Below are 17,100 nucleotides of genomic sequence, written 5' to 3' on the forward strand. Positions count from 1 at the left end.
TAAGTGGCGCTTTTTTCATACTTTTATTTGAATCTATGTTGAAGACTAGAAGCCATGGATAACAAAGCTACACATAATCAGGCCGGACAAGCTTGTCCAGCTATGTACATGTCATAGGCCTGCTGTTTTCATGTGTTATGTGGGTATGGTAGCTACTGCCGCCTTTTGGTAGGCGATTCAGTACTATGCCTAACTAGTAAAAGCACCGGACGCACTGGCGTGCGCTCGGTATATTTATCCCCAATACTCTAAATAGTTGATAAGATAAATGAGAAAATCATCGCCTGAAGCTTTACTTACAATCGGCACTATCATTCTATTGACATTACTTCCACTTCTGGTTGGATGGCTGCTGGTAAAAACCTACAGACTTATAAAACCAATTCAAGAGAAAGATCTTACGGGCCTTGCAAGTATAGGAGCGCCAAGGCGGGATAGTTTTTTCAAATTTGTAGTCGCAGGGTGGGCTGTTTGCGGTCCAATTTACTATTGGGTTTTCAGTTCTGGGATTCTTGCTTAGCTCTGCGTTTGACAATCACAATCCTTTCGCTGCTCTAATTCAGCTCAAAAACCAGTCGTTAAGGCAATCAAGTATCAGAGAGTTATGAAAAATTTAGTATCAGTTATATTTGTACTATTCATATCAACTAACACGCATGCTGGAGATTACTCCGTGGAGGTCGAAAAGTTTATTGAAGGGAGCATTGAAGGTTTAAGAATTCAAACTGATGCTCACGATAAGACATGGGGTCTGGGCTCTGCTAAAACATGGAATGTCGACCAAGACAAAGGCATTATATTTTGGTCGCTTGAGGATGGTCGGATCGCTGTAGCTCCAGTTCAAATAATAGGTACTTACAATCCGAAGGATAGAAGCTTTCTATGGGGGTGGGATCACCCTTCAGTGCTAAAACCTCTTCAGCAACATTCACGTTTAGTTAAAGAGTATGGTGAAAAGCACGGAGTAAAGCTCTTTACCTCAAGAAAGGTCCATGTTTCCGAAGATCAAGCATGGGAATTTTCAGCCGTTGCCAGCCGTTTGGCTGAAGCAAATGGAGCTTACAGGGCTGATGCGGGTGGACCTCTTGTTTATATGATATTTGGTGAAATTGAGCTAAGAAATCAGCGGCCCTAACAATCGGATGCTGTCAGGTGTAAAAGTTCCAGCCAAAAGCAGCCTTCGCTTTTGGTTAACGCAGAGCCGAACATTATGTATAAACCTAGGTGGCGACATGAACATTTCCTTCAGCGAAGGCACGATAGAAGATGTCATACAGATCAATTCTGAGATTCCAGAGTTCGACACTAAAAATAGTAAAGATAAAATAGAACAAAGATTAGAGGGGCGCCTTTACCTATTACTGGTAGCTTCAGTTGGTAATAGGAAAGTAGGCTACAAAATTGGTTATAAAGTATCCGAAACGGAGTTTTATAGTTGGTCTGTTGCAGTCCACCCAGATTACCGGGGCCGAGGTATAGGAAAGTCTCTACTTGAGCTCCAAGAGCGGTGGGTGATGAACAAAGGATTTCAGTTTATTAGCATTAAATCGATGAATAGATTTCCTTCAATGTTGCATCTTCTTATATCTCACGGCTACCAAGTGTGTGGGTATGAAAATAAAGGAACCCCTCTGCAAAGTAAAATAATTTTTATAAAGAAAATAGGTGAAAATAAATAACAAAGGTTGCAGCACATTTCTGCTTCCAGCGGACCCCGTCAAGCTTCGCTTGTCATGGCCGCTGTACCTGACGCTATGTGTGGTAGATAAGCAATGAGTATTAATATACGAAAGTTTCCTGTAAGTGACGTCTATAAAGAGAACATTGAAGAAATTCGTACCTTGTACCCAGGCAAAAGAGAGTTTCGCGTGAGTCCGTACGAGTATGATGCCGGTAGAAAATTTTCAGGCTCTTCTGAAAATTGCTTATGCTTTATTATATCTGGTAGCTGTGAATTAACATTTTCTAATACGGAGCCAGTGGTTGTAAAACGCGGAGATGTTTTCGAATGGCCTAGTGGGCGGTATTGGGTTGAGGCTGGTGATTCTGCCGGGGTAAAATATGTCAATGTGTGGAACTTAAAAGAGATAATTGAGCGAAGAGCTAAAAATACACAATAATTTATCGCAGTTGATGTTTTGGTCTACAATCCGTTTTGTCATGGCTGCGCCACCTTACGTTAAAGTTCTAATAGAGCCAAAATACTGCTGACTAAGTTGTTATATGCATGAAGTTTTAAAGATTAGATAGTAAGTCAATATTAGTAGGCTGGAGAATGATAGCGTCCTCATTACACTATAAGCATACCCAAAATGCCTAGAGGTAGGTGCCAATCTACAGGTTCGAGAAGGCTCAAGAGTAATTGGCTATGCTGAGATACAGGAAATATATAATGAGTAACTACGCAAAGGCAGCTAACAATCACAGGTACGTTGCTACTTCCCTTCGGACGGCTGAGGCTGCGCTCTGGCCGCTAGCTAGTAGGGTCATGGAAGGTAAAAAAACTTAACAGGCCCATACCCCGTATATTGCTATATCTCAATCAGCTGTATCAGTTCAACTCAGCCTGTCAAGTGCTTAAAGCGGAAGCCAAAGGGGGGGGGGAGGGATATCATTGCAATACCTAATAATCTTCAAAGTATAACTCTTTGAGGGGAATTTGATTTAAGTTTGTAATTGTGAGCCGCATTACATTTATGAATCAAAAAATGATATGCCAGAATTTGTCTTAAATAATAAGATTTAATGCCCCGAACCTTGGACGTGCCCGATTCAATATTAGAGTCTGACACGACCACAGTTGGCGATTCGCTTTCTAGCTCGCAGAGAATTTTGAGTATTCTAGTAGATGCTTATACTACTCTTAAATCGATAACCATCAAGAAAAAGTCACTGCACGCTCATTCAAATCATAATACTTGGTATTAACCTTAATTTTGACAGAGCTACCAGTAGCGTCAAACCAACCAAGGTACCCAGTAACCTCTAGGCTTTTATGGGTAGTAGCCATCGCCTCACGTAAACGCTGTGCCCAGGGCCTTAGCCTCTCACCATCATAACCTGACCCGCAAGCACAGAGATGCAGGTCCACAAAACTACCAGGCAAACCTTCTTTAACCAAAGTAGCTGCTAGTTGCGTGGGAGTATAGGTTTTCCATTCTCCACCCTGCCACGACTCTACGCCCCTCTCGAAAACTTTTGTTTGTTTATTCTTACCGTTATTGCGTTGAGCACCAATTTGCTCACCATCGCCAGCGCCGGTACCATGAGAAACAATATAAAGAGTATCACCAGACTTTAGGCTACTAAGACATTTATCAATCCATCGGTACATAGACTTACCAATACCGGATGTAACCTTGTTGGCAAGAATATGATTCTTCGGAATACTCCATGCGCTCGCCATATTCTCCGCAAACTCTAGCATTTCTTCACTGTTTACGGGGAGGTAAATATACTTTGCCATTTTTACACCTTGTTATTATCACGACACCTGAATTATAACACCAAGCTCCTCACAGAATGAATTATTCAAGATATTTCAGAATTGGCGAAAGGTGTCAGTTACATGAAGCGTATAAGCAGTGGTAGATCTTAACCTGGTTAAGATGTAAGGAAATGCCGTTGATTAATAGGAGATACGAGCTGCAATCTGCTATGGGCGAGATAAAGAAAAGGAAAGGCATCGATCATTTTATCTTCGTAATCGTTGACATTCGTAAAAATCGATCTTATCTGCTTTGGAGTGATGACCAAGATAAAGATGTTGTTATCTCGGCATTTGGAGATTAGGGAAATGAGAGTGGCGGGGCCTGTGTCAGTTGCGCGGCTTCACCACTATCCCTCCTAGAAGAACTATGGCAACCGGTAGGGACTACCATTTGACCGGACGATCTCGGGTTAGTGTTTCGAGCTTGCATATGCTCCTATTACTAGCTGAGGAGTAGATTTCTGCTTAAAGCTCATTATTCCTTGATTCGTGGAGCATTGCTATGGTCGAAAAAAATCTGAACTAGAATAACAAGGAGGAAAGGTCGTTAGATTAATTTCGGTGTTTCGGAGTTATAATCTGCTGTGGCGGGCTTCTACTATTAGCACGATCCTATAAAAAATTATCATTCGCGCGTAGGTAAAGAGAAAGCTAGCGAGATGAACTATATTTATTTGACAGGGACTTCAGCTTCTCGGCTGTCTTAAAATCGGAACTAAACCATATCTGTAATGGATAGGACTCAAGAATAACTACATCTTTTACCTTTCCTAATTCTTCCAGACGCTGCACTTCCTGTAAAACTGGATCAGGTGTATTTAGGCTGCCTCTCACCATTATTCGCTGCCATTCGGGTTCATCATCTGCCATCATTCCACATGCACTTAGAAAAAATATTAAAGAAATTAGCGTTCTCATACTTTTAAAAAAGGCGCCCAAGGGCGCCTTATCCTAAATTTGGGTGAAGTAATTTATTTTATGGGTAATTCTCAATCCAATCCTGCAAAGTGTTATAGACGGAGCTGGTTATACGCGTTCCACAGTTTTGCGAGGGTGATCCAGTTGTGTGGATTCCGCGAACACTGTTGGACGTGTCTTTAATCCCACTGCCACTCTGACCGCCAGCTGTATCTAATGTGTAACACACTCTGTATGTACTTGAAGACGTGCTACCGGAATCTGTCCACATAGTAGCAAATGGCTTATCTCCTGGGTATCCAGTAACGCTATGAGTGCCGCCAGAATAGACACCCCATCCGGAATATCCATTGTGTGGTGGTTCCGCTAACACAATAATTGCATAGTCATAGTTCGTATCTGAATTATTATGCCAAGCACTGGTAGTCACAGCATTTGTCCAGGATTCACTCCCCCAGGGCTCATAATTACCAGATTGAGCCACTGTAAAATCAAGAGAACTATACCAGTTGCCGGAGCCATCAGAAACACAATGTCCTGCTGTTAGCACATGCTTTGCGGTAATCAATGTGCCGGTACAGCCTACATCAATGCGGCCATTGTACCAGTGAGGATTTTGCACGGTATTAGTAATTTGAACTCTATCGTCGGTACCAATTACAACTGTGGGGAGCAGTTGTTCCTCACCACGAATCATGGTGGGCGTCTGTCCTTTTGATGAAAAAATTCTTGAATCCAAACCATGAGATTCAATAATTGCGATCGCTTGCTCCAATAGCGATAAGGATTCTTGATCTACTTCTGCAGTATATTGCCTACCGTCTGGAGTAACCGAAACAGCACTTAAAGAAGCGGTGCGTTCCATTAACGTATATTCTTTTCTTACTGCGGCATCATTGACTACTGGTTGTTTTGCAACATTATGACCGCTTATAAAACTTGCGGTTTGGTCTATCTCAACAAAGTTGTAAAGGGGGGCTGCATGGGATGCCCCTGAGAGCACTACCAATGAAAGAAAAATATGACTTCTGTTCATATCTGATCCCTCTAAATTAATAGGTTTTAAGTAGTGGTACAGCCATTTTTGTTTTCGCACTTAATTTATGTGCGGGCGCATAATATAGTACCATCGTACATGTTTACAACTCGATGATAGTTAATGAGAAAATAACCGGCGCCAGTTTTTATGCGAGAGAAAGCAGAAAATATTTGTCTAAAAGATTATATTAATTGCTTTAGGTGTTGAGGGTTTTGTGGTTGCTAATATTTGTTAAAGTATTGAGTGAATAAGCTAAGATTTTTTAGTATGCGAATATTAAATTAATTGGTTCATAGTGAGGTCTATGTCATTTATCCAATGTTTCTCGCAGCTGAAGATTATCACTTGCTCAGCTTATGGCTGCATTTAATCTTGGTTATTATTTAAATAGAAAGTGTTTATGTAAGAGATATAGAGGTCGGAAGTGTAGGAACCAACAAGATAAATAAACTGTTATAGAAGTGCTATTTTCTAAATCAGCTGCGGCGGCAGATACCCATTAAAGTCGTGAAGAACCTTGATGGCTATAAATGGAAGGGGGCTATAATCAAAATAAAGGTTTTTGTGGCGCTGGGCACTAGATATTCAATCATCCTCAAAGGAAATAACTGTTTGGCACTCAGATATTTTGTAGCGCCAGAGGGGTCTGTGAAGTGTTCGAAATAGGTGCTCCAACTATTTAAAATAGCAGACTCTTTAGAGCTACTAGTTGGAATCAAGACTAATTGGTAGTAAAGCGACAAAGGGCCCGCATACTGCAGGCCACTCTTATCTATCTCTGAGAATCTCCATAGCAGCATTATGCCCAGGTACTCCAGTAACTCCGCCTCCCGGGTGGCTACCCGAGCCACAGAGATACAGATCCTGTATCGGTGTGCGGTAATCTGCAAAGCCCATAAAGGGGCGATTACTCCACAGTTGGTCCAGTCCTAGGGCGCCATGGAATATATCACCTCCCATGAGGCCAAATTTGCGCTCTAAATCTAGCGGTGAGTGAATTTGTTGGGCGATTACCGCATCACGAAAATTGGGTGCATAGTGGGTGACGGTATCGATAATTGTTTTTGCAGCTTGGTCACGATAGTCGTCCCAGCTTTTTCCTTGCGGAAGTTCTGGAGCGAATTGCTGGCAAAATAGGCTGGCGACATGTTTGCCTTCTGGAGCAAGAGTAGGATCGATGGTGGAGGGGATCAATATTTCTACAATGGGGTGTGTTGACCAGCCGTATTGAGTTGCATCGACAAAGGCCTGCTCCAAGTAGGTCATTGTTGGACCAATGACTATCCCAGATTGATGATGCTGCTGTAGGTGAGTTCCAGGCTTACAGATGAAGTCTGGGAGTTCAGACAGCGCCACATTCATACGGAAAGTACCGGAACCCACCCTGAAGCCACGTACGCGGCGGCGGAACTCTGGCTCTAGGTGTTGTTCGTCAATCATCCGGGAGTAAAGCAGCTTGGGACCAACATTGGCGATTACTTTGTCGGCCGTAATAGTTTTTCCACTGCTAAGTCGTACGCCGTTGGCACGACTGCGGTCTACCAGAACTTCTTTGACTTCCGCATCTGTATGAATATTGACCCCAAGGCGCTCAGCTTCTTTTCGCATGGCTTGAGTGATAGCGCCCATACCGCCCATAGCATGTCCCCAAGCGCCTTTCTCACCGTTAGCCTCGCCAAATACATGGTGTAACAGCACGTAGGCAGAGCCAGGAGTGCTGGGAGCTGCATAATTTCCGACTATAGAGTCGAAAGCAAATGCAGCTTTGACATGGTCATTTTCAAACCAGGCATCCAGTACACTTGAAGTACTCTTGGTGAACAGGTCAAGTGCATCGCGACGAGATGACATACTCAACTTTTTCGCTCTTAAGCCAAACCCCCCAGCACGAACTAAATCCACAAAGCCACCGCCCACATTAGGGGGAGAGCGGAGTAATTCCTCGCGCAAAATATCTGCTACGGTTTCCAGCATGGCATAAAAGTCAGGTAAGGTGGCTGCGTCCTTTTCTGAGAAACGTGCAATCTCAGCTTGTGTATCCAAGATATTTTTATGGAAAGAGAGACTTCCACTATCTGAAAGTGGAAAGAAGTTAGCTTGTGGCCGTAACTTGATTTTCAAGCCATGTTCACGGAGATTGAGATCTTTGATGATTTTCGGGTTGAGCAAACTTACTGTGTAGCTTGCTACAGAATTTCTAAAACCTGGATAGAACTCTTCAGTTACTGCTGCCCCCCCGACTATAGACCGGCGTTCAAGGATCGTTACTTTTTTCCCTGCTTTTGCTAAATAACAAGCGCAGACCAGGCCGTTATGACCACCACCAATAATCACATAATCCTTCATTATTATTCTCTATATGGATAAGGACTAGTATGAATATTTACAGAAAACTATCAAAAAATAAAGAGTATTTTTTGGGTTTCAGTTTTGGAGCGATAACTTTAGTCATTACTTATCTGTTTTAGGGTATTGGAGAAGCGGAATTTAAATGCCCTAACTCTAGGTAATGTTGTCTGAGTAAGTGTAGAGTAACGGAAGTTGAAGAAAAAGTAATTGCTGAAGTTATTTAGATATAAATTAAAAAGACAGCTTAATTCTGGGTATTATTGTTGTGCCGGATGTTGAAGTTTCTCTAATCTTGATCGGATAAAGATATTGTCACAGGTTGCAGTCACGTAGTACTTTCGAATTTCGCCAACGACTACTTGTTTATGGGTGGAGAATGATATCCCTTAAATTAAAAGTCTGTTTATGTGTGTTCTTGTAAAACCTCCTATATATCAATTTTTGAGTAGAGTGTTTAAAGCTAACTAGTGCAGTTGATGGGTATTTTTTAATTGTCCGGGTTATATTTGAGTGATAAAGTCAATTAGTAAATGTTTTTATTTGGTGTGTGAAGATTAAAAGGATTTAAAAATATGTACAAACGTATAACTTTAAGCGCTGTACTTTCTTTATGTTCGGTATTTCCGGCTGAAAGTTCAGTAGCGCATACGGGTGACTTGGATAGTCTTTTTGTAAATGCGGTTTCTGAGGAGTCTGTGCCTGGGATTAGCGTGGCTGTAGGGGAAAATGGGCATGTTAGATGGGCAAGAGGTTATGGTTTTGCTGACCTCGAATCTCATGTTCCAATGACTAGAAGAACCAAATTGAGAATCGCCAGTGTTTCGAAAGTTATCACAGCAGCTGCTCTCATGAGGTTGAAAGAACAGGGGATTATTGAGTTGGATACCTATGTCTCTTCGCTGGTAGAGGCTTGGCCTGATTCACACGCTGATATTAGCTTAAGACAGATAACAAATCATACTTCAGGGATTCGCCACTACCAATCTTTGGGGGAATTTCTTTACAATGTGGAGTATAGTTCCACAATAGATGCGTTAGATCTTTTTAAGGATGACGATTTACTTTTCTACCCCGGGACAGACTCTAATTACTCGACCTATGCTTGGACATTGCTCGCTGCCGCAATGGAGTCTGCATCAGGAACTGAATTTAAGAAGTTAGTTCAAGAGGAAGTATTTGATCCTTTGAACCTCAAAAATAGTACTTTTGATGAAAACTCTCCCATAATTTCCCACAGGCAAAGAGCTTATTCTTACTGGGGAGGAAGTCTAATCAACTCTCCAGAAGTAAATAGTAGCTATAAATATGCTGGCGGAGGTATGCTCTCTACACCAAGTGACCTGGTTAGGTTTGCTATGTCACATCTTGATAGTGGCTATCTGAGTGATGAATCACTTTCTGAGCTTTTTAGCCCAGGAACTCTAACAAGTGGTGAGGAAGTAAGCTACGGAATTGGTTGGATTGTTGACTTTGTCAGTTTAAGCGATTGGTATGATCCGGAGGAGGATGCGGAGCTGATTAGAATTATCGAGGAGCATCCAAACATTAAATTGATGAGTGGTGAAGGAGTTGGCGGAAGTACCATGCTAATGCTTTGCCCTGATCATGCCCGCTCTATAAGCGTTGTCAAGAATGTAGATAGTGATCAAACGGCTGACTTGGTAGAGCTATCTCTGAAAACATTAGATATTTTCCATAATAAAAACTAATCAATTTAAGGTGTCAGAAAGCTAAAGTTGCTAATTTTAAGATTACCCTTCACTCGCTTAGAGCCATTGTCTGGTCTACAATGAGGGGAAGGGTAATTAAACCCCTCCGCCGTCCTCAGGTAACTATTTAGCTTTTTCTTTGAAAATAATCACGAGCACATTCCAGTGTCGCATGGGGTGAAAGCATATCAAAAGTGAAGTTCTTTGGGGTCTGATTTCGTTTTATGGTATTGGGCCAGTCCTGATTGGCTAGGGCCGTTTTACCAAGCGAGATGATATCTGCTTCATTGTTTTTTAGGACCTGAGCTGCGAGTTTTGGGTCTGTAATTCCGCCGTTGGCAATAACCGGTAGAGTACTATATTTCCTTGCCAGACTTGCTAATGAGTTACTGTTTTCAAAGGCGGGATTGTCTATTTTTGGTTCGGTAGTATGAATATAGTCGGCACCACATTGCTTCATTAGCTCGAAAACTTCGGCAGCTCCAGCTTCGCCTTCAGGCCAAATATAGTTGGTATCATTCACTTTTTTCTGAGAGAAACGAACGCCTACTACAAAGTCCTTTCCGACCGCTGCCCTTACTGATTTAAGTGTTTCCTTGTAAATACGTAAACGGTTAGTGAGTACTCCTCCATAACAGTCTTTTCGTTTGTTGGTATAGGTGGTTAAAAATTGGTCTAACAAGTAGCCATTGGCACCGTGTATCTCAACACCGTCAAAGCCGGCAAGTTGTGCCAGGCGGGCAGCCTGAGCGAAGCCCTTAACAACCATTGCAATATCTCGCTGTGTCATGGCTTCCGGCATGGGATAGGGGCCTTCTCCATAGTAGAAGGGCATTTGCCTTCCCTGGGGACGAACCATAGAGGGGCCAGCATTTTGGTTGGTATAGGGGTTATATTGTGAAAGGGCGCCGGCATGCATCAGTTGGGCATATATCCGGGCTCCTTGCTTATGAACTCTTGAGATAATCGGCTTCCAGCTCTGTGCATGATCGTGATTGGCCATACCGGGTTGATACTTGTAACCCTGACTGTAAAGTCTATCTGTATATAATCCCTCGGTAATAATCAGCCCAAACCCTCCATGGGCAAATCCCTCATAGTAATCCTTCATCAGTGGACCAATGCGACCATCTAGCCCGGCGCTGACCCGTGTCATAGGTGCGACTGCGAGCCTGTTAGGAATACGTAAGTTTCCGATTTCAACGGTGTTGAATAGATTGTGATATTTGGTAGCCATAAATATTTTTTACCTATTAAGATTTTCCATATTTTGACAATTAACGAATTGTTGTGTAAATCAGACATTATGTAATTACAGTCTCAACTATTTATTGAATATGGCAGGAATTAATCAATTAGAGAGCTTGAGGATTTTCAGTGCGGTCGTGGAGTGTGGAAGCTTTACTAGCGCTGCAAAACGTTTGGGTGTGTCTGCAGCTTGGGTTTCTAAGTCGGTAGAGCGATTGGAATCTCGCCTGGGAATCACGCTTTTGCGCCGCAGTACCCGGCATATGCAGGTGACTAGCTCCGGGGAACGGTGTTACATGCGGGCACTTGAAGTGCTCAGCAAGTGGGATGCTTTAGAGGATGACTTATGTGAATCCAATGAAAGCCCTAGAGGAAAGTTACGGATTGGCGTCCCGATGTCTTGGGGGTTATCCAAGTTCGGTTCCATTTTGAATATGTTTATGGATCGGTATCCGGAAATCCTTCTAGATATTCAAATGGGAGATCATTATGTGAATGTGCTAGAAGAGAAATTTGATCTTGTGCTACGGCTAACTAATGAGCTAGCTGACAGCGCCTTGTTATGCCGAAAAATTACCAGTTATCATCGAGTTGCCTGTGCGGCGCCTGAGTACCTTAAACAATATGGGGAGCCAGGCCACCCCCGTGAGTTAAGTGACCATCACTGTTTGGTATATACCCTACCGGGTAAACCCTGTAGTGGTCTAATCCTTCCGGACACTTCGCTAAGATGGTAAAACTACCAAGCGAGGTGAAGTATGACAACAAAAGGTACACGTCGGCATTTCAAGCCGGAATTTAAGAAAGACGCCGTAGCGCTAGTCTCTGAGCAAGGGTATTCAATTTCTAAAGCAGCAGAGGCTGTAGGAACAACAGCCAATAACCTGCGACGCTGGATAAAGGAACTGAAGCAGGAAGAAGACGGTGTGAGGTTGGATGTAGGTGAGCGCGCAGAGTTAGAGCGATTACGATGTGAAAATAAGCAGTTGCGGATGGAGAAAGAAATCCTAAAAAAGGCCAGCGCCTTCTTTGCGAAAGAAATGAAATAAAGTACAGCTTTATTGAAAAACAGCAAGGCAGCTTTCCTGTTAGGGTGCTCTGCCGGGTAATGCAAGTAAGTAAAACTGGTTATTACGATTGGTGTTGCCGTGGTAATAGCTCAATAGATGCTCAAACATGGCAACTATGCCATCGTTTGAAGGCCCTATTTGCAGAATCTAGACAGAGCCTGGGAAGTCGTCGGTTAATGAAGCTGTTACGTAAAGAAGGCTTTGAAGTCGGGCGCTATCGAGTCCGCAAGCTCATGAAAAAGCTAGGCTTGGCAGTAAAGCGTAAGAAGCGATTTACACTGACGACAGACAGTAAACATCACCTGCCGGTCGCAGAGAACCTTCTGAATAGGGAGTTCTCACCGAGTGCTAAAAATCAAGTTTGGACGACTGATATTACATATATTTGGACTTCGCAGGGCTGGTTGTACTTGGCGGTAGTGATTGATCTCTATTCGCGCCGGATTATTGGTTGGCATCTAGATCGGAAGATGGAAACGGCCCTGGTAACTCGTGCGTTGATGATGGCTGTCAATTTGCGTTCGCCCCCAAAAGGTCTCCTGCATCACTCTGATCGTGGCAGTCAGTATGCCAGCCATACCTACCAAACGTTATTGAGTCAGCATGGGATGGTGTGTTCAATGAGCCGTAAGGGAAATTGTTGGGACAACGCACCGACTGAACGTTTCTTCAGCAGCCTGAAGCGGGAGTGGGTAACGGGAAACCTATATCCGACAAGGGAGGATGCGGTAGCAGATGTAAGAGCCTATATTGCTTATTACAACTCACGAAGAATACATACAACACTGGGAGACCTAGCCCCTATCGAATTTGAGAAATGTGCTTAAAGAAGTGTCCGGTTGGAGTTGACCACAACACCCAGCGTGTGGCAGTTTAAAGATAAAGGTAAATGGCTCGATATTTATCTGGAACCTAGGTTGACTTCTAATAACAGTAAATTACTCCATTGTGCTTTGTTAGAGGGGAAGGGCATTGCACTGATCCCCCATTTTATCATTGAAGATGATCTTAGAGAGGGGCGATTAGTCCCGATTTTGACAAGCTTTCAAACTGCTGAATTAAACCTCTATTCTCTTAGGCCTGGGGACCGTATGTCCTCCTATCGATTAAAATTACTATACAATTTTATATGCGAGCAGCTTGGTGAGTAAGATTGGGGATGTATCAGAGGTAATATCTTTTAGCTGGCATACATCCCCTATCAAGCTATACCCTTTTATAGATTACCTATGATCGTGCGGATTAGTTCTAGTTAAGCATTAGGGTTTTACAAACTTATTTCTTGCTCTCTCTATCTTAGATCGCGTGACACATCCCTCTAGATGGTCATTAATTAATCCCATTGCTTGCATAAAGGCATAGACAGTTGTTGGACCTACAAATTTCCAGCCTAACTTTTTCAAATCTTTCGATAGTGTGATCGATTCGTTTGAGGTAGACATAGACTGAGGCTTGCCAAGCATCTCTTTTTTAGGTTCGTATCTCCAGAGAAATGATGCAAGAGATCCTTCTTTCTTTACGATTTCCCTGGCACATTTGGCATTATTAATAACGGCTTCGATTTTACCTCGGTGTCGGACTATTCCCTCATTTAATAGCAACTTTTCCATATTTGTATTGGTAAAACGGGCTACTTTATTAAAGTTAAATCCATAAAAAGCTTCCCGAAAGTTTTCTCTTTTGGCAAGAATTGTACGCCAGCTTAAACCCGACTGAAAACCTTCCAGGCATAGCTTTTCAAATAGGCGAAAATCGTCACTAACTGGAAAGCCCCATTCTCTGTCATGGTACTCCAGGAAATCTGGTGCAGAAGCGCACCAGTTGCAACGGTATTTACCATCATGACTTTGAATAAGTTGCGCGGCCATACCAATTACCTAACCGTTTGTCTCTGGGTCTAATAAAAATTCAAGCTGCGGACTAGCCTTGGATGAATCAATTTCTATGACATCGGCACTAACCACTTTTTCAGATACGAAAGGGTCTTGTTCGATGCGTATTAGCAATTCTTCATAAGTGGTGTTAAATGCTAGGATACCTCCACCAATTCCAGGTTTTATACTTCCAGACAGTATAAAAACTCCATCATTGAAGCCTTTCTGTAACCACTCTCTGTGGCCAGTCATATATTTTGCTGCTTGTGATTTTTTTTCCGAAAATTTTAACAAAATAATAAACATATACTCACAGTTCCTTGTAAATAGCGCTAAGCTTTCGCCTTGTATGTGTCAACCCAAGAGCACATTTTATTGACTTCGTACTCAACATAGTCCTTGTCCTGAAAAGCATTTGCTAAGGTTGCAACACCCTGGCTCCAAGAGAGAACCTGTAGAGCTAGTTTATCGGCATCAGTATTGGGATTTAGTTGTGTGAATTGTGTTTTTAGCCATTCCCGAAACAGACTGAAAATTTTATTGGCATCCTCTCGCCCTACATGGTTCAACTTGGCAAGTTCATTGGATAGAGTACCTACGGGACAGCCGAAATCTCTGATCTTATCCCAGTTGGTAATGACAATACGGATATAACATTTTATCCGTTGCTCAGATGTATTTCCTTGTGCTTCCCAATCTTCAAGCATTGCTTGGGTTTTTTGCAATCTTCTCTCTATAACACCAGATAGAATTTGATCTTTAGTCTTGAAATGGTGGTAGAAGTTTCCGCGAGAAATATTTAAAAGATTAGCGATATCCTTGAATGAGGTATGCTCAAAACCCTGTTGATAAAATAAGTCATCTGCTATTGCGATGATTCGCTCGCGGGTGTCTAGTTTTTCCATATCGATTACTTTACTGATTTTCTATTTGGGTTGAGGCAAATGGGTAGTCAGTGTAGCCTTTTTCATCTCCACCGTAAAAAGTTGAGTGATCGGCTTGATTGAGTGATATGCCTTGTTTTAGTCGGTAAACTAAATCAGGGTTGGCTAAAAATGGTGCTCCAAATGCAATTAGATCGGCATTATTACTTTTCAGGGATTTTTGGGCCAGTTCGAGATTATAGCCATTATTCGCGATATACACACCCTTAAAGCATTTGCGTAAAGCTGGATAATTAACGGTTTTCTCTTTTTTCATCATATCGCCTTCCAGAATATGAACGTAGGCAATATTCCGGTTACTTAGCTGCTCTAAAACATACTCGAAATTTTCTTGTGGGTTAGAGTCAGACATTGAGTTAAAACTATTCTCTGGTGTTAGACGCACGCCTATACGGTTTGAAGGCCAAGTTTCCATCACGGAATCAATTATTTCGTTTAAAAGACGCATGCGATTCTCTATATTTCCACCATAGAGGTCGTTGCGATGATTAGTCCCGTCACGCAGAAATTGATCAATCAGATACCCGTTAGCGCCGTGAACTTCAACTCCATCAAAGCCGGCCTCTTTAGCCATTTGTGCAGCAAAGCCAAATTGCTCCACGATTTTTGGAATCTCACTAGTTTCTAGTGCACGGGGAAGAGTAAAGTCCTTATGCCCCTCGTAGGTAACCGCTTGCCCAATTGGTTTAATTGCAGATGCGCTCACGGGGGCCTTTTTATCTGGTTGTAGGTCAGGATGGGAAATGCGCCCGCAATGTTGCAGCTGTATAAAAATTTTCCCACCAGCTTGATGCACTGCATGGGTTAACTTCCTCCAACCATCAACTTGATCAGCGGTGTATATACCTGGCGTGTAAGGGTATCCCACACCTTGCGTAGAGATAGGAGATGATTCAGCGATAATTAGGCCAGCGCTTGCCCGCTGTTGGTAGTGCGTAACCATCATAGGTGTTACGACTCCATTTTTGTCCGCTCGATTTCGCGTCATCGGCGCCATAACCATGCGGTTTGTAAGTCGAAGACCTGATAAATCGAAGGATTGAAATAGATTTGCCATGCTGTACTTCCTCTTTAACTAGCATTACAGGGACTAGGACGCTTGGCCTAGAATCAATAATGCTAGGTCAAGCGTCCTAGGCTTGTCAACCGTTTATCATTTGGGATGGGGGTGGAAGCTATAAGTGGCGATAATTCATACAGGTGGAGTGCCTGGTCGTGGGGTTAAGTCTTTATGGCAACATTTGTTCTGGTACACGGTGCTTGGCAGGGAGGCTGGTGTTGGAAGCGGGTATCAGCGTTTCTTAGGCGGTACGGCCATGAGGTTTATAGCCCAACTCTGACGGGGCTCGGAGAAAGGGCGCACCTTTTAGATGGCACAATCAACCTGGATACGCATATACAAGACATTCTGGGTGTTATCGCATGTGAAGAGTTAACGGATATTGTCTTGTGTGGCCACAGTTATGGTGGAGTGGTAATAACCGGTGTGGCTGATAAGGTGCACCAGCATATACGATCCCTTGTCTATCTTGATGCCTTAGTTCCAGAGGATGGGCAAAATGTCTTAGATCTTTTGCCTGTAGAGGTCGGGTTGAGTTTTCAGGATATTGCCAGAACTCAGGGTGATGGATTTCGCGTAGCGCCAAGTCCTGCAATAGATTTCGGGGTTAACATTCAAGATCAGGCATGGGTGGATCGGCGCTGTGTCGACCATCCTCTCGGATCATTTGAGCAACCGATTCAACTACAGGGCTTATGGAAGCAAGTAGCTCGGCACCGATACATCTATGCGTCGGGCTGGGCACCAGGAATTGGTAGGCCGTTCTTTGAGAGAGCCCAGAGAGAACTTGGTTGGGAGACGATAAACCTTCCCTGTGGTCATGATGTGATGCTAGATATGCCCAAAGAACTTACCCAAATTTTGATAGCCTCGATATAGCAATAGCTGCGCTACTTTAGCAACTTATATGGGGCACCCCTTATGGATGCTCCAATGCGAGATGGGTCAAGTATGTCTCTGTATAATTGAAGAGCGTGTCGATATAAAAAATAATTGATCTATTGAATCCAAGTTTTGCGTTGACTACGCCTAATTACATAGTGAAGAAATCAAAGAGAAAAAATATTTCCTCGATTGCGGGTGGGTGGCATAAATCTAGGGGAGCAAGATAAGCCATGGTTGGTACTGCATCACGGTGGCGTGACTGATGATGCGGCTACGGCTTACCTTTTAGTTGTTCCTGAATGTAAGGCTTCTATAGCTTTTGCGACTAACTATGTGCCAGAAAAGTTCTGGCGGATGCGGGGGCGTATGGCGTCAATCTTGAAAGAATACCTTGATGTTGAAAGATGCAACCGCTGGGATTTCCTTCAGCCCTCTGTATAGTTGCGTTAACTTTCATTGCTGCATATGTTGAACGTGCCTCCCGGCAGGCAGCCCTGAGCTTTTGGAAAGGCGG

17 protein-coding genes are annotated in these 17,100 nt (G+C 43.0%); 8 read left to right on the forward strand and 9 right to left on the reverse strand.

What is annotated here, in order from left to right; genetic code table 11:
* Positions 1-604 precede the first annotated feature (604 nt).
* From ACJJIS_RS06430 to ACJJIS_RS06440, 3 genes are all read left to right on the forward strand, one after another.
* The gene (locus tag ACJJIS_RS06430; protein ID WP_444907773.1) at positions 605-1,135 is read left to right on the forward strand and encodes a DUF6882 domain-containing protein; all 531 of its coding nucleotides are present in this window, start codon (positions 605-607) and stop codon (positions 1,133-1,135) included.
* Positions 1,136-1,232: 97 nt separating this feature from the next.
* The gene (locus ACJJIS_RS06435; RefSeq protein WP_444907774.1) at positions 1,233-1,679 is read left to right on the forward strand and encodes a GNAT family N-acetyltransferase; all 447 of its coding nucleotides are present in this window, start codon (positions 1,233-1,235) and stop codon (positions 1,677-1,679) included.
* 93 nt (positions 1,680-1,772) lie between these two features.
* On the forward strand, positions 1,773-2,120 hold the full coding sequence (locus ACJJIS_RS06440; RefSeq protein WP_475709741.1) for a hypothetical protein: 348 nt from the start codon (positions 1,773-1,775) through the stop codon (positions 2,118-2,120).
* 758 nt (positions 2,121-2,878) lie between these two features.
* On the opposite strand, the gene ACJJIS_RS06445 is transcribed toward ACJJIS_RS06440, so the two are convergent.
* The 4 genes from ACJJIS_RS06445 to ACJJIS_RS06460 all read right to left on the reverse strand — a co-directional run bounded on the left by ACJJIS_RS06445 (position 2,879) and on the right by ACJJIS_RS06460 (position 7,793).
* Complete coding sequence (locus tag ACJJIS_RS06445) at positions 2,879-3,466, reverse strand: hypothetical protein (RefSeq protein WP_413662643.1); 588 nt, start codon at positions 3,464-3,466, stop codon at positions 2,879-2,881.
* Between the two features lie 675 nt (positions 3,467-4,141).
* Positions 4,142-4,363 carry a hypothetical protein gene (locus tag ACJJIS_RS06450; RefSeq protein WP_475709742.1) on the reverse strand — a complete coding sequence of 74 codons (222 nt, stop codon included), beginning with the start codon at positions 4,361-4,363 and terminating at the stop codon, positions 4,142-4,144.
* 103 nt (positions 4,364-4,466) lie between these two features.
* Entirely contained in the window at positions 4,467-5,444 is a 978-nt protein-coding gene (locus ACJJIS_RS06455; protein WP_475709743.1) for a trypsin-like serine peptidase, read from the reverse strand.
* A gap of 771 nt (positions 5,445-6,215) precedes the next feature.
* Positions 6,216-7,793, reverse strand: a complete 1,578-nt coding sequence (locus tag ACJJIS_RS06460; protein WP_475709744.1) for a phytoene desaturase family protein — start codon at positions 7,791-7,793, stop codon at positions 6,216-6,218.
* Positions 7,794-8,368: 575 nt separating this feature from the next.
* Here ACJJIS_RS06460 and ACJJIS_RS06465 point away from each other — a divergent pair.
* A complete protein-coding gene (locus ACJJIS_RS06465) occupies positions 8,369-9,505 on the forward strand; it encodes a serine hydrolase domain-containing protein (RefSeq protein WP_475709745.1) in 1,137 nt (378 codons plus the stop codon).
* A 127-nt stretch (positions 9,506-9,632) separates the two neighbouring features.
* On the opposite strand, the gene ACJJIS_RS06470 is transcribed toward ACJJIS_RS06465, so the two are convergent.
* The gene (locus ACJJIS_RS06470) at positions 9,633-10,742 is read right to left on the reverse strand and encodes an NADH:flavin oxidoreductase (RefSeq protein WP_475709746.1); all 1,110 of its coding nucleotides are present in this window, start codon (positions 10,740-10,742) and stop codon (positions 9,633-9,635) included.
* A gap of 127 nt (positions 10,743-10,869) precedes the next feature.
* On the opposite strand from ACJJIS_RS06470, the gene ACJJIS_RS06475 reads away from it, so the two are divergent.
* The 3 genes from ACJJIS_RS06475 to ACJJIS_RS06485 all read left to right on the forward strand — a co-directional run bounded on the left by ACJJIS_RS06475 (position 10,870) and on the right by ACJJIS_RS06485 (position 12,974).
* Positions 10,870-11,490 carry a LysR substrate-binding domain-containing protein gene (locus tag ACJJIS_RS06475; RefSeq protein WP_475709747.1) on the forward strand — a complete coding sequence of 207 codons (621 nt, stop codon included), beginning with the start codon at positions 10,870-10,872 and terminating at the stop codon, positions 11,488-11,490.
* A 21-nt stretch (positions 11,491-11,511) separates the two neighbouring features.
* Positions 11,512-12,650 (forward strand): IS3 family transposase gene (locus ACJJIS_RS06480; RefSeq protein WP_475709748.1). Its coding sequence is split into 2 segments (ribosomal slippage): positions 11,512-11,761 and positions 11,761-12,650, totalling 1,140 coding nucleotides; the frame shifts between segments, so codons are not numbered across the junction.
* A gap of 36 nt (positions 12,651-12,686) precedes the next feature.
* A complete protein-coding gene (locus tag ACJJIS_RS06485; protein ID WP_475710337.1) occupies positions 12,687-12,974 on the forward strand; it encodes a LysR substrate-binding domain-containing protein in 288 nt (95 codons plus the stop codon).
* Positions 12,975-13,082: 108 nt separating this feature from the next.
* Here ACJJIS_RS06485 and ACJJIS_RS06490 read toward each other — a convergent pair whose 3' ends face one another.
* Genes ACJJIS_RS06490 through ACJJIS_RS06505 form a run of 4 tightly spaced genes read right to left on the reverse strand, consistent with a single transcriptional unit; the run spans position 13,083 to position 15,698 of the window.
* Positions 13,083-13,691, reverse strand: coding sequence for a DNA-3-methyladenine glycosylase I (locus tag ACJJIS_RS06490; protein ID WP_475709749.1), 609 nt, complete (start codon positions 13,689-13,691; stop codon positions 13,083-13,085).
* 9 nt (positions 13,692-13,700) lie between these two features.
* The gene (locus ACJJIS_RS06495) at positions 13,701-14,003 is read right to left on the reverse strand and encodes a YciI family protein (protein ID WP_475709750.1); all 303 of its coding nucleotides are present in this window, start codon (positions 14,001-14,003) and stop codon (positions 13,701-13,703) included.
* Between the two features lie 26 nt (positions 14,004-14,029).
* Positions 14,030-14,602 (reverse strand): TetR/AcrR family transcriptional regulator, encoded by a 573-nt coding sequence (locus ACJJIS_RS06500; RefSeq protein ID WP_475709751.1) that lies wholly within the window; start codon positions 14,600-14,602, stop codon positions 14,030-14,032.
* A gap of 10 nt (positions 14,603-14,612) precedes the next feature.
* A complete protein-coding gene (locus ACJJIS_RS06505; RefSeq protein WP_475709752.1) occupies positions 14,613-15,698 on the reverse strand; it encodes an alkene reductase in 1,086 nt (361 codons plus the stop codon).
* 174 nt (positions 15,699-15,872) lie between these two features.
* Here ACJJIS_RS06505 and ACJJIS_RS06510 point away from each other — a divergent pair, with 174 nt between their 5' ends.
* Positions 15,873-16,580, forward strand: coding sequence for an alpha/beta hydrolase (locus ACJJIS_RS06510; RefSeq protein WP_444914241.1), 708 nt, complete (start codon positions 15,873-15,875; stop codon positions 16,578-16,580).
* Positions 16,581-17,100 lie beyond the last annotated feature (520 nt).

The organism is Microbulbifer maximicatervae (SeqCode) (genome assembly GCF_056231245.1).

Bases quoted from the DNA above. Each gene is read 5' to 3' on its own strand.
- ACJJIS_RS06460 (WP_475709744.1), bottom strand. From the start codon at position 7,793: ATGAAGGATTATGTGATTATTGGTGGTGGTCATAACGGCCTGGTCTGC.
- ACJJIS_RS06495 (WP_475709750.1), bottom strand. From the start codon at position 14,003: ATGTTTATTATTTTGTTAAAATTTTCGGAAAAAAAATCACAAGCAGCA.
- ACJJIS_RS06450 (WP_475709742.1), bottom strand. From the start codon at position 4,363: ATGATGGCAGATGATGAACCCGAATGGCAGCGAATAATGGTGAGAGGC.
- ACJJIS_RS06490 (WP_475709749.1), bottom strand. From the start codon at position 13,691: ATGGCCGCGCAACTTATTCAAAGTCATGATGGTAAATACCGTTGCAAC.
- ACJJIS_RS06435 (WP_444907774.1), top strand. From the start codon at position 1,233: ATGAACATTTCCTTCAGCGAAGGCACGATAGAAGATGTCATACAGATC.
- ACJJIS_RS06430 (WP_444907773.1), top strand. From the start codon at position 605: ATGAAAAATTTAGTATCAGTTATATTTGTACTATTCATATCAACTAAC.
- ACJJIS_RS06505 (WP_475709752.1), bottom strand. From the start codon at position 15,698: ATGGCAAATCTATTTCAATCCTTCGATTTATCAGGTCTTCGACTTACA.
- ACJJIS_RS06510 (WP_444914241.1), top strand. From the start codon at position 15,873: ATGGCAACATTTGTTCTGGTACACGGTGCTTGGCAGGGAGGCTGGTGT.
- ACJJIS_RS06445 (WP_413662643.1), bottom strand. From the start codon at position 3,466: ATGGCAAAGTATATTTACCTCCCCGTAAACAGTGAAGAAATGCTAGAG.
- ACJJIS_RS06465 (WP_475709745.1), top strand. From the start codon at position 8,369: ATGTACAAACGTATAACTTTAAGCGCTGTACTTTCTTTATGTTCGGTA.
- ACJJIS_RS06470 (WP_475709746.1), bottom strand. From the start codon at position 10,742: ATGGCTACCAAATATCACAATCTATTCAACACCGTTGAAATCGGAAAC.
- ACJJIS_RS06440 (WP_475709741.1), top strand. From the start codon at position 1,773: ATGAGTATTAATATACGAAAGTTTCCTGTAAGTGACGTCTATAAAGAG.
- ACJJIS_RS06500 (WP_475709751.1), bottom strand. From the start codon at position 14,602: ATGGAAAAACTAGACACCCGCGAGCGAATCATCGCAATAGCAGATGAC.
- ACJJIS_RS06455 (WP_475709743.1), bottom strand. From the start codon at position 5,444: ATGAACAGAAGTCATATTTTTCTTTCATTGGTAGTGCTCTCAGGGGCA.